Raw genomic sequence first — 12,225 nt, 5'->3', positions numbered from 1 at the left:
CGAAAAAATGAGCCGCTTTTGAAAAGTGACCCATTTTTTTAAAAGACAAAAAAATATCACATCTTTTTTACAAATGTGAAGCAAAAAAACATGGTATAATTAGGTATAAGGAAATGAATTGTTGGAGGTAATCCATATGATGAAAAGCTACATTACCTTTCAAGGAGCAATGGCCGTTCGAAAATCGTATAACTTGCATACAAATCGAACACAACTTACAACTACAGCTTTCGAAGCAGAACAGCACGTACCTCATGCTAAACGAAACGGTTCTTTTACCAATCAACCAAATGCTCGACAAGTCGATTCTGATGAATATTTTAATGAAACAAAATTTTTCAATTGACTTACGTACAGACAAATGAATACAACCAGGCTATATACATAAAAATTACTGGGCCGCCTTTTTCATAGGCGACCCTTTTCTTCTATAATAAAAACAATACCACGAATAACCAAAAATTCCTTCAATCGAGATAGCTTCTTCTTGTATCATGTGAATTTTTATCATAGTAAGTAATTAATTTTTCAAAGAAACATTCTTATAGTATAGGAGATAATCGGCTGCATGTGAAGGTCCTCATACTTGGTATTGATTTAGCTATTTACAATCAATATCCAAAACTGATAATCTTTGAATTAGGAAATATAACCTAATTTAATGATAACGAACCAATGTCTGGATAGATAGCTAAATCGCCGAAAATACAAAAGTGTTCAGATGAATTACGTGAGTACAGATCGGCCTCTTGAAGTTTGTTATTTGCAAGAAGTTACACCACCAATTTAGTTAAACAACTTCTACTTTTATAAAATAGGCTTTTTGAGTTAGTTGGTTATTTTTCTTATCTTAATAAATATTATAACAATCAAGGAGGTAGCTATGAAAAACCTGGTGTAGACGTCAAGTCGATTTTTACACTTTTTGCTCGTTTCCTTTTTACACTTCTGCTGAAAAAATGCTTTTCCGATTTTTCATCCGATGACTGTCCTCATCTTCCGCACCACGTATAACTTCCACACGATGAAGTAAGCGATCTAAAATAGCTGTGGTGATTCCTTGATCTCCAATTAAATTACCCCATTCATCTGGACTTTTATTTGAAGTTAGGATAATCGAACTTCGTTCGTATAAATGATTAATCAAATGAAAAAATAAGTTTGCTTCTCGCTGATCCATCGCCATATACATTAAATCATCGATAATCACGAGATCGGCATTCCTAATCCGTTTGAGCTGAACTTTGGATTTATTCAGATATTCTTCTGTCTTTAAAAGCTGCACAAGCTCGCCCATTGTAGCGAAGTAAACATTGAATCCTCTGTATACGGCTTCGAGTCCCAGTCCAATGGCGATATACGTTTTCCCAATGCCAGGAGGACCTAGGAGAATTAAATTGTACTGTTGCTCTAGCCAACTTAATTCTCTAAGTTGAGTAAGTTGACGGGCCGTCAGAACGTTTTGACCTTTCAGTTCGAATTCATCTAATGACTTCACGAAAGGGAAGCGTGCCCATTTCATTCTTTTTTCAAGGCTTTTCGCTTCACGTTTTCCTAATTCATATCGTGTTATAGATGCTAAGAATTCTAAGTAGGTCCACGATGCTTTTTCCGCTTCGCGAAGAAGCTGTGGCAGCTCCTCCGCAGTCTCTGATAAGCGTAACTGACGAAATTGATCTTGTAATTCATGCACAGTCCTGTTCATTATGCCCGACCTCCTAAAATACTGGTATACGCATTTAAAGAACGGGTGGAAGCCTTAATATGAGAATGTTTTGGCGAATTATTATGAAAAGATTGTACTTCTTTCATCGCTTCATCATGCAATGTATCAAGGTGGTGAGCGATATCACGAAAATCATTCGCATTGTATAGTTTCTCTGTCATGCATTTAGTCAACACGGTATCAATTAATACTGGATACTGTTGAATCACCTTCTGGATGATCGCAAACTGGTCTCGACGATACCTCGGGTATCTTTGGCTGATCTTATTAAAATAAGCAGCTGCCTGTGTCGGATCTTCAAAGTAAGAGATTAGACGTTGCTTAAGTTCTTCAATCCCTTTCGAACGATCACGGGTATGATGGCGGTTTTGAATAAGTTTTCCTTTTTCTGAGCTAATAATGTGTTCGGCAATGATTTTACCATTTGCTTCTTTTCGTATCACGAGTGTTTGTTGCTCGTCGCCTATCACTTCAACCCATACAAGATTTTCAGTCATTGTTTGATAAGTCCCAAGTGGGACGGAATAACGGTTTGACTTATAACGAATCGTGTTGTCCTTACTTACACTTCTTGTTATACTTTGTTTGTTGCTACTTTCATATGAAAGTAACGAAGGGACTGGCTGTAAGTGTTGCTTTTCGAGGAGAAACACTTCTACTGGTCTTTTTTTCGTTGTTTGGTGAACCTGATGGTTCCCGGTACGTTGAAGCCACTGTAATGCTCGATCATTCCAATCTTCTATGTTGCTAAACACCCGACTGTCTGCGAAATTGCCTTTTATGTATTTCACTACATTTTCAATCATCCCTTTAGATTCCGGATCGGCTCTTCTGCACAAGTAGATTTTGAATTTTCGTTCATTCACATAACTTTGAAACTCAGCTGTTAAAAGTAGCTGTCCTGCATTTTCACTCACTGTGATTAAATGATCCTGATCATAGACGATTTCTTCTGTTCGTCCTCCGTAAAACTGGAATGCATTTTCATGACATCGAATCGCATCTCTTGTGGTAAATGGACGTGCCTGCCATTCCATATATTTATGCCTGGAATGAGCGAGTACAAAGGCAATAAAGTACAGTTTGATTTCTTTGTTGTCCATTGTCTTCTGTTTTGTTTCGCCCCAGTCTACTTGAAGTTGTTTTCCCATTGGTTGTTCAGGAACTGCTTCATATTGACGTACAATAACCTTTTTCTCAATCTGATAAAATTCACGAATGTCTTTCACATAAGATCTCACAGTACTTCCACCGACCAATAGGTCGGGATATCTCTCCAAAAGCCAATCATGAATTTGAGCACTACTCAGGTGAGGATACTCTTCTAGCCAGGCAAGTATCCAGTCTTTATAGGGATCTAGTTTTTTCTTCTTCCCCAAAAGTTGTTCAGTGTAAACTCTTGCCTCATCAAATGTCATTTCTAAATATTTATAAACAGTTGGTCTTGAGATCTTAAGCTCCTTAGCGATTTGTGCTACTTTAAATTTTCTTCTATGCAGTTCATGAATCTTTATATACAACACTAACTTCTCCTCCAAAACCCTAACCTCCAGTAAAATAGCGTTAACATCTATTTTACTAAAGTAATAGGTTGATAGAGCAAAAGTGTAAAATCCTATCAAGCGAAAACTGTCAACTTTATTCTAGCGTTTACACCTGGAAACATCAACATTCAATAGAACGACAACTCCCGCTGAAAAGCAAGCGTATAAGAATCTAAAATCATATGACAGTGGAACCTATAATATTAAGAGTGAGAAAAAAATAAAAAAAATACTAAGTACAGATTTGATAATACCCAAATACAGACCTAAAGCGCTTGAGATTACACAAAAAGAAATAGATATGTACATTGACTACGCTCAAATATTGAATCAAAAACACTCTGATTTCAATCCTGGGCGATTCGCGGAAAGAAACGCCTATGAATCTTCCTTTGCAAAAAAAGGATACTATAATTCTGAATTGGAGTTCATCGTTAACCTTTTTATTTCTCATCATAATATTCATGCATTTGATGATGGTAATAAACGGACAGCTTTAAATCTCTTTATTGACTTGATTCACAAGTTCACAACATTTGCAATTAAAGACATTATTACAATCCAAGACTCCCAAATATTATATTTAGAAAAAGAAATAACTCCTGAAGAGTTTAGACACATAATTTACTACGAGGTGAAAAAGAAAGTGTTTAAAACTAATTTAAAATGCAACCTAGAACATTTGATACCTAGAAGTAATATTGATGATTCGGATAATCCATACATTAGTTCTCAATCTGACAGAAGAAGTAGCTTTAACTTAACCGACTTAGAAAAAGGACAGTTTTTTTACCAACAGTTAAAAAAACCTATTTTCCAAAGAGATACAAATCAATGGACTGTTGAACGGGTAGAAAAATTAATTAATACCTTTTTAGATGATGGCTTAATTCCAGCTATCATCCTATGGGAAGATACAGAAGGAAATATTTACATCATAGATGGCGCCCACAGAATTAGCTCTCTAATAGCTTGGGTTAACTCTGACTACGGTAAAAAAAACGAAATTAATGATAGTAATCACAAAGCAATAGAATCATACATTAATCAACAAATCGGAAGTTACTCAGAAATAAAAAGTTCTACTGATGAAAAGTATAAACGTTCTAAACAAATAATTGCTAAACGTTCTATCGCTGTTCAATGGGTGACTGGAGATTATGATAAAGTCAAAGAGTCATTTATAAGAATAAATGAACAAGGTGTGGAAATAACAGAAGACGAAAAAGAATTGATTGAAAATGATCAATTACCTACATCACAGTTAAGTCGCGCAATATTGGGACAGGGTTTAGGACAGGTTTCTAAAAATCAAAATGAAAGAACGCGGCTCCTTTTCAATCGATTTTTTATGCCTTTTCTATCTCATCAACTAAATAATTATCCTTTATGCGGATCGTTAAATCAAGATTTTGTAATTTCTAAAGTCTATAATGTAGTTAAAATTATAGACGATAATGAGAAATTAGACATTAATTTGTTAGAAGACAAAGCAATTAGCCTTCTAACTTTTGTTCAAGATTATTTAAATATTAGTCAAAAAGCTTACTTTTATGGAGCTACAAAGCAATTTAAAACTAACTCGCTCTATGGATTCATACGCTTTGCAGTTAAATTAAATGAAGACTCATATTTAAAAGATATATTTATTAAAAACAGAAAAAATTTTGAAGAGTTTTTAGTTAATAACGAGAGACATATACAAACTATAGCCCGTAAAAAGAGACAAGCTAAAAAAGCATATGAAGAAGTGAGTCGTTATTATGAAACACTTTTAATATCATGTAAAAATGACGATTTCTCTGATTTTAAATCAAGATATAATTACTTAGATTTTGATGAGAATAAACACCTTACTTCCAAAGAAAAAACTATTCAAAAAAACTATAGCGCATTCATCTCAGAAATTCCGCGTTGTATGGCTTGCGGAGGATTCATAGATGGAAATAAAAATGATAAGAAGATACACAATTGCTGTAATAACAAGTAATTAGATCACTGTCTGTTAGTTAATCGAGTAGGGGAGGTGACTAACCTCCGACCTCTCACACCACCGTACGTACGGTGCCGTATACGGCGGCTCAGATTAATTTTGACGCAATTGAGTGTAACTGGTATATAGACTTTCTAGTCCTTGATGATATCAATAGGTGTTATCAAAGGTGTTGTGTAGAACTAGACTATGGACGATTCGTCAATAGTCCAGTTCTACTCTTCCCCCACTCATATGCGTTTTTATGATTATCGTTCGCTAATTCGCTCTCTGATTCAAAAACAGCAGACGGCGAAACAGATTGAAGAAGTCTGTCGTGAAAGGGGATATGACGGTTCGGTTTCTACATTGAACACGATGATTGCCAGGGAAGGAAGAAACAGCAAAAATAATGGGAACAAGCCGTTGTTTCTCCATCAAAGGCTACTTCACATAATATGGAATTTTCATGGTCCTCCCCATGAAGACTGCTTTAAGCACATTCATTCGAAATTATTGTCGGCTTTTCCAGACATTCTGCTTTTGGATAAAATCGTTTCTTTTTTTCGTCAGCTTTTCTACTCTAAGGACCCACAATTCTTGATGGAATGGATCCATCAACATGAAAAAAAGCAAGTTTCCATTGATCTGCTCTTTCATAGAGGAACTGAAGAAAGACCTTCCGGCTATTTCAAACAATATTCAGGAACCCTCAAGCAATGGTGTGACCGAAGGACATGTGAATCGCTAAAAAACTATCAAACGAATGATGTATGGCCGAGCAAAGTTTCCTCTTTTAAGAATTCGAGCCTTATCGGGATTATAAGTTATATTAAAAAAATAAAACCAATTGTTAGAAGGATAGTGGTGAAGTTATCACAAAAAAAGTGTAAGAGCCAATTCGACTTGACGTCTACAGTATGTATATGAGTATTTATCGACGATCCGATTTTACGATGATAAATTGATGCCAATTGAAAAGCAACAAGAAAAAGGCCACCTCTTTCCAAAGGCGAGCCTTTTCTTGTTGTTTTTCAAATTTATTTTGTTAATGCATGTTCAACTTTTATACACCGATCCATGATAACCGTCTTCCCTTTTTCCTTCAAAAACTCATATGTTCTCTCATCTTCTACACCAAGCTGAGCCCAAAAGATATCGCAATCGATTTCAACAAATTCCTTCGCGATGTCAAACAGAAATTCTGAACGGCGGAAGACATTAACAATGTCGACTTTTTCTGTGATGTCTTTCAGTGAGCTGACGGCTTTTTCACCGAGTACCGTGTCTATGCTTGGGTTGACCGGAATGATTTTGTAGCCTGCCTTTTGCATTGCTTCAGATACCATGTAGCTTGTTCTTTCTGGGTTGTTACTTAATCCTACTACTGCAATGGTTTTTGCTTGTTTCAACAACTGTCCCATTTCTGCTCTTGATGGATTTTCAATCATGTAATTCCCCTCCCTATAATGACATATTTCTTTATTTCTCTATTCATTTCCTGCTTTCGATTGTTTTCTATGAAAAAAGATTAACCACTGTTCAACAATGATGGCGACAAGTGTCCCGAAGATAAGACCATTGTTTAGAACGGAGGTCACAGCTACAGGAAATTCCGTAAATGCAGCGGCGGGAACGAACATCGCACCTACACCAGTTAATAAAGCAATACCGCTGATCATTCTTGAGCGTTCTTTGTTTTTTGCCTTATCTAATTCAGCAAAGGCAAAGCCGGCCATTTTCGAAAAAATAACGAAGGTAACCGCATAGCCGACAGGTGCTGGTAATGAGGCGAGAACATTCATCGCTGGCGGACAAATACTTAATAGAGCGATAAATAAGGAACCAACTAAAAACGGCTGAATCGAGGCATTTCTCGTTTGAGCCACAAAGCCGGCTGCTCCTGAGATTGGAACCGAGCCAATAGCAGATAAGCTTCCGCCGATAAGCTGATTCACGCCAGCGGCAAAACCAGCGCCGCGATAGCTTGCTTTTTGCTTGGCTCCTGTCACTTGTGTGATTACTTCTTCCATCACCCTGATGGAGGCAATCATATTTGCTGTCAATAATAACGTAATAAACAAAGCCGTGACAATCGTTCCTGAATCAAATAAAGGTGAGCCGAAAACAAAGAATTGCGGAAGTTGAATCCAACCTTGTCCATAATCTGTAATAGCAGGAGCTTGCCCTAATGCAATAAAGATCAGCCACCCAGAAGCGAAAGACACAATGACGGAATATTGCCGTATCCAACTAAGCTTATGAGCAGAAAAATAATACGCGAGCACAAGCGTAATCAAGCTTCCCACCATGACCATCGGTTGAATGACACCAGTTTCATTCGGCAAACCGAGCATCCCCTTCATAAACGAACCGCTTAATTGCAAAATGAGCAAAAACAAATACACAAACGTAACGGTCGGTGTAAATAAAGTGGCCATCCGGTTTAAAAGACCGAATGCTGCCAGCACAATAAAGAAAATACCTGAGACGATCATCCCGCCTTCTAAACTTCGTAATGCCTCTGTATCAGATGCATAGATGGTGCCTGCAAAGCCGGCATAAATTGCAAATACGCCCCACCAAAGCCCAGCTGGTCCCTCACTAATCGGCAAGCGATGTCCAAATAACGCTTGAATCAACCCCGAAACGCCTAGCACGAACATCGTTCTTTGCACAAACATCGCCGTATCGACTTCAGAGAAACCGAACAATCCCGCAATGGCGATCGGTGCGACGAGGGAACTAGCCAGCATAAAGGCCGCCCATTGTAATCCACTAACTAATAATCTCATCATTCCACCTATTTCTAAAAAAATTAACAGTAACAACCTATTCAATTATTAAGGGTACGCCATATTTTTCAATCAAGCAACGAAAAGTTCTCCTATTCTGCCTGCATGCATGGTAAAATAAAAAGCACATGTGTTACTTTTTATCATGATAAGTGTTTAAAAGGGGTAGATCTATGCTTACCGGAATGATTATTATACTATCTTATCTGCTCGGTTCCATCCCATCAGGATTAATTATCGGCAAACGTTTTTTCGGAATCGATATTCGGGAACATGGAAGCGGAAACCTCGGTGCGACAAATTCTTTTCGCACATTAGGTGTCAAAGCCGGACTGATTGTCACTTTCGCGGATATTTTAAAAGGAACGGTCGCTACGTTGTTGCCTTTATGGCTAGGATCTACATTAGATCCGCTTATTGCAGGTACTATTGCCGTCGTTGGGCATATGTTTCCTATTTTCGCAGGGTTTAGAGGTGGAAAGGCGGTTGCCACATCAGGAGGAATTCTGCTTGCCCTTCAGCCTATAATGTTTTTAGTATTAGTCTTTTCTTTTTTTAGTACTTTATATTTTTCAAAATATGTCTCGTTATCATCGATTATTGCAGCTATTACAGCTATTATCTATTCCTTGATTCTAGGGAATACATTACTAATTATAATCGTTGCCACACTAGCATTTTTTGTTATTTTCAGACATCGAGCAAACATTAAACGAATCATCAACAAAACGGAACCTAAAATTAAATGGATGTAACATAAAAAAACTGCACCAAAGGTAGGAAACAGATCCTTTTGGTGCAGTTTTTTTAATAGTTTATCCCTATCTTTAGCTCTCCTTCTTCATCTAAATGAGCATTGACTAGACTCGTTTTCTTTAAAAATATATGCTTTTTCTTCCCTACATAAATCACTGTATCGATATGAGCAATATTTAAAATAATCCGACCTTTTTCAGAAACCTTGATGACGGTAGGCACACCAGACTCCGAACCTGCTTCTTTTGCTTGTACAATATTCTCGGCTTCAACCATTCCCCCTTTAATATAACCAGTAATATTTATATCTCCACCTGATTTTAACGTGGAATTGTATACACCTTGCCCCCAAATCTTAATATCTCCACTACAGGATATTTGGCTGTTAATCGCATAAGGAATAGAAATAAATACATTCTCCTCTGTCGGCGTAGAATAATAATGAAGTAAATGTTCCGCTTCTTTAGTCACTTGTTTCATTCGATGAGGAGACATGTTCTTCATATTTTTCGTCATGAAAGTAAGATATAATTGATTGGCTAACTGAATCCAATCTTTAGAAAGCGCATTTTGATGCTTCGAAGTCTCTCGAACAAACCCTTTAATCGCTATAGGTAGCTGTTTGAAATTATTCTCGATTAGTAATTGAACGGCTTGATGAATAGCTTCTTCATTAGCTTCTTTAGATACTTGCTTGAGCCTTAGTAAAACCGCTTGTACCGCCGTATCAAAAACAATTAGCTGCTCCACAACTTCTTCAAGCTGTTGTAATAAGACCTCGGCCATGAGATGAGTATTTCCCGAGTTCACAACCGCTGCAAATACATTCTTTTGAATAATTGTCGATTTATTTGCAAATAGAGAAGCTCCAGATACTTGCCCTTGCACTTCAATATCTCCTGCTGCTTCCACTTTCATTTTCTCTTCAATCTTTCCAGAAATTTCGATATCTCCTTGAAAACGCAAATTTCCACTAGAAATATTAACATCACCTTCATGCAAAAGGCGATCTAACACTTCCATTTTGACTGTCATTCCTCTTGTTTCTACATGTAAGCGTCCAGACATAGAAGAATAAATATCTTGTTCCTGCTGATACATCCCATTACCAAGGTGGACAGATACTTCATGCACAGGCTTAGGTTGTATAACATTTCCCTTTACATCCATTCCAGGTGTACCTGGCTTGGGTGGCAAGATCGTAGCTACGCACTGATCCACTCTCACTTGTGGAATCGATCGCGTTTCACGGAAGTCAACCTTTCCAAGCTGATCAATTTCAGGCGGCATCATACCAATCTTATAATCAACATAGAAATCTACTTGACCGTCTGTCCCCTCTGTCGGTTTCTCTCCTGTTGCTAATATAACCTCCTCGTCGGTCAATACGTCTATCGCATACAATATATTTTCTTCGTTCACACCGACCGTAATGCCTTGGTGCTCTAATTCATGAGTAATCATTTCTTTCGTTAATTCATTAAAATAGCTGACCTCCTCATAGACCGATAAACGAACTGTCGAACTCGGTGAGTGATCGTTAACTTTATATATAACTTGTTCTCCAGGCTCTATGAGAACCCTTGCCTTCATTTTGTCATTGTCGACTGTAAACTTATACACAGGGGCCTTCTTTTCAACAATCGACTTGATCGTCACTTGATCGGTTGACAAAACAATGGCCGTATTCTCAATTAATTCATCATTTATGTATACTTGCAGTTTCGGATGAGGAACGAGCACGAGATCTTCAGACCCTGAAGAATGAATGACAAATTGTTCATTTTCAATGCCCGCTAAAGACCTTTGTAATGGCTGTTCTTCTGTCACCGCTGTTTCTTCTCGAACCGTCACATTAACAATGGCTTGTTGTTGCTTTAATCCAAATAATTTAGAAGTAGGTTGCTGCAACACTTCTACTGTTACTTGCTCTCTTGATACATGTAATTCAGCTAAAGCTAATTGAATGGCTTCTTCTACTGTGTTTGCCTTTTTCTTGATCGTTTTTAACATAATACACCTCTTCAGCTTATTATTATTTATATCGGCATCTGTGTCCATCGTATTAGTTATAATTTTCAAAACACTACTTTATAACTATAAAATAATAATCAAATTTCTTCTCAACGTGATAAACTAAAACTTGAGGTGAAATGATTATGAACATCTTTATCGATTCACAAGCGCTGTCTTGGTTTAAACAGGAAGTAGAAGTCCAATCAGGAGAATTTATTCGCTTTTTCGTTCGATATGGAGGCTCAAGTCCACTCCATGATAGTTTTTCATTAGGTTTAACGAAAGAAGAACCTATAGAGGTTGGAGCGAAGCAAGAATATGATGGTGTTACCTTTTTCATTGAACAAAAAGATCTTTGGTTTTTTGACGAGCATGACCTTCATGTACATTATAACGAGCAGCTAGATGAGCCCGAATATACATACGTGAAGCCTGAATGAAAAAAGCGAAAAGGATACGATACTCCTTTTCGCTTTATAATTGAAACTTAGTAATATGATCTTTTAATCCTTCTTTTTCTAATATGATTTTTTGACGCTCTCCTAATAGATCATAGTGGGGATAATTCGCTTTTCGATTATCAATCCACTCTTTTGAAAGTCCGTATTGCTTTCCCCACTCAGCTAGCTGATTCACATTGCGACAGCCAACTTTGGTGACTGTTTTGCAATCCGGAAAGCGATCATCTAGCCAGTAATGAGTTAGAAACGCAAGTTCTCCCCGATCAATCGCTCGCTTCCACTCTAATACGTCTTGCCTTGTTATACCAAACGCCATTATTTCTTCTCTTCACACGTATTCTTCTTTTGATTAGCCTCATAAGCTTGATGCCAATCTAGGAATACTTTTTTCATGGAAACGGGCCTAAAGGTATCTTTTTTGACGATCGTATGTATACTCTTTCCTGTCACACATATTTCCCCTTGATCATTTTTGATTTCATAACCATAAGTTGTACGGACGCCTGAATATTCTTCAATCCATGTATACACCCATGCGTAATCACCGTATTTAAAAGGCTTCTTATATGAAAGCTGAATATCAAGCACCGGAGATACGTATCCCTCTTTTTCCATCTCTGCATAGTTAAATCCTAAATCTTCAATTAATTGAGTCCGCCCAAGTTCGAACCAAACGACATATTGGCCATGATATACGACTTGCATCGCATCCGTTTCTGCATAGCGCACCTGTATTTCTTTTTTAGATATTAACATCTCATTATCTCCCTTTTCTCTTTGTTTGGAAGCTGTAAACACTCTGCATCCTCAGTATATCTGAGTGCCGTATTAAAATAAAGTAAACTTGCCGCGTTCCAGCTCGAACAAATTAGGCATGTACGGGGGAGTTCACTTAGCTCCCGCACAAAGGCTGCCCTATGTAATGTACTAGTAATTACTAGACATCGCTAGAGCA

General features: G+C 37.4%; 11 protein-coding genes. 4 read left to right on the top strand and 7 right to left on the bottom strand.

Annotated features, from left to right (window positions below; translation table 11 throughout):
- Window positions 1-136 precede the first annotated feature (136 nt).
- Window positions 137-346: a hypothetical protein gene (locus ACSVDJ_RS07805; RefSeq protein ID WP_439170566.1), complete on the top strand. Its 210-nt coding sequence runs from the start codon at window positions 137-139 to the stop codon at window positions 344-346.
- 594 nt (window positions 347-940) lie between these two features.
- On the opposite strand, the gene istB is transcribed toward ACSVDJ_RS07805, so the two are convergent.
- Both istB and istA read right to left on the bottom strand, forming a co-directional pair.
- Window positions 941-1,705 (bottom strand): IS21-like element IS643 family helper ATPase IstB, encoded by a 765-nt coding sequence (gene istB, locus ACSVDJ_RS07800; RefSeq protein ID WP_439171295.1) that lies wholly within the window; start codon window positions 1,703-1,705, stop codon window positions 941-943.
- Window positions 1,705-3,249, bottom strand: coding sequence for an IS21 family transposase (istA, locus tag ACSVDJ_RS07795; RefSeq protein WP_439171296.1), 1,545 nt, complete (start codon window positions 3,247-3,249; stop codon window positions 1,705-1,707). The genes istB and istA overlap by 1 nt, the downstream gene beginning before the upstream one ends.
- Window positions 3,250-3,571: 322 nt before the next feature.
- Between istA and ACSVDJ_RS07790 the strand changes: the two genes are divergently transcribed.
- Complete coding sequence (locus tag ACSVDJ_RS07790) at window positions 3,572-5,260, top strand: GmrSD restriction endonuclease domain-containing protein (protein WP_518620394.1); 1,689 nt, start codon at window positions 3,572-3,574, stop codon at window positions 5,258-5,260.
- Between the two features lie 1,022 nt (window positions 5,261-6,282).
- On the opposite strand, the gene ACSVDJ_RS07785 is transcribed toward ACSVDJ_RS07790, so the two are convergent.
- Both ACSVDJ_RS07785 and ACSVDJ_RS07780 read right to left on the bottom strand, forming a co-directional pair.
- A complete protein-coding gene (locus tag ACSVDJ_RS07785; RefSeq protein WP_439170943.1) occupies window positions 6,283-6,693 on the bottom strand; it encodes a CoA-binding protein in 411 nt (136 codons plus the stop codon).
- 39 nt (window positions 6,694-6,732) lie between these two features.
- Window positions 6,733-8,040, bottom strand: coding sequence for a purine/pyrimidine permease (locus ACSVDJ_RS07780; protein WP_439170942.1), 1,308 nt, complete (start codon window positions 8,038-8,040; stop codon window positions 6,733-6,735).
- Between the two features lie 170 nt (window positions 8,041-8,210).
- Between ACSVDJ_RS07780 and plsY the strand changes: the two genes are divergently transcribed.
- Window positions 8,211-8,792, top strand: a complete 582-nt coding sequence (plsY, locus tag ACSVDJ_RS07775) for a glycerol-3-phosphate 1-O-acyltransferase PlsY (protein WP_439170941.1) — start codon at window positions 8,211-8,213, stop codon at window positions 8,790-8,792.
- A gap of 52 nt (window positions 8,793-8,844) precedes the next feature.
- On the opposite strand, the gene ACSVDJ_RS07770 is transcribed toward plsY, so the two are convergent.
- Entirely contained in the window at window positions 8,845-10,806 is a 1,962-nt protein-coding gene (locus tag ACSVDJ_RS07770; RefSeq protein WP_439170940.1) for a flagellar assembly protein A, read from the bottom strand.
- 146 nt (window positions 10,807-10,952) lie between these two features.
- Here ACSVDJ_RS07770 and ACSVDJ_RS07765 point away from each other — a divergent pair, with 146 nt between their 5' ends.
- Entirely contained in the window at window positions 10,953-11,249 is a 297-nt protein-coding gene (locus tag ACSVDJ_RS07765; RefSeq protein WP_439170939.1) for a HesB/YadR/YfhF family protein, read from the top strand.
- Window positions 11,250-11,283: 34 nt separating this feature from the next.
- Here the strand turns inward: ACSVDJ_RS07765 and ACSVDJ_RS07760 are convergent, their stop codons facing one another.
- Both ACSVDJ_RS07760 and ACSVDJ_RS07755 read right to left on the bottom strand, forming a co-directional pair.
- Window positions 11,284-11,586 (bottom strand): hypothetical protein, encoded by a 303-nt coding sequence (locus tag ACSVDJ_RS07760; RefSeq protein ID WP_439170937.1) that lies wholly within the window; start codon window positions 11,584-11,586, stop codon window positions 11,284-11,286.
- Window positions 11,586-12,026 carry an acyl-CoA thioesterase gene (locus tag ACSVDJ_RS07755; protein WP_439170936.1) on the bottom strand — a complete coding sequence of 147 codons (441 nt, stop codon included), beginning with the start codon at window positions 12,024-12,026 and terminating at the stop codon, window positions 11,586-11,588. The genes ACSVDJ_RS07760 and ACSVDJ_RS07755 overlap by 1 nt, the downstream gene beginning before the upstream one ends.
- Between the last annotated feature and the right edge of the window lie 199 nt (window positions 12,027-12,225).

It is taken from the genome of Bacillus sp. Hm123 (genome assembly GCF_051842975.2).
Taxonomy (GTDB): Bacteria; Bacillota; Bacilli; order Bacillales; family Domibacillaceae; genus Bacillus_CE.
The sequence above is the reverse complement of the archived record's forward strand: the minus strand, read 5'-3'. Positions and strand labels throughout refer to the sequence as shown.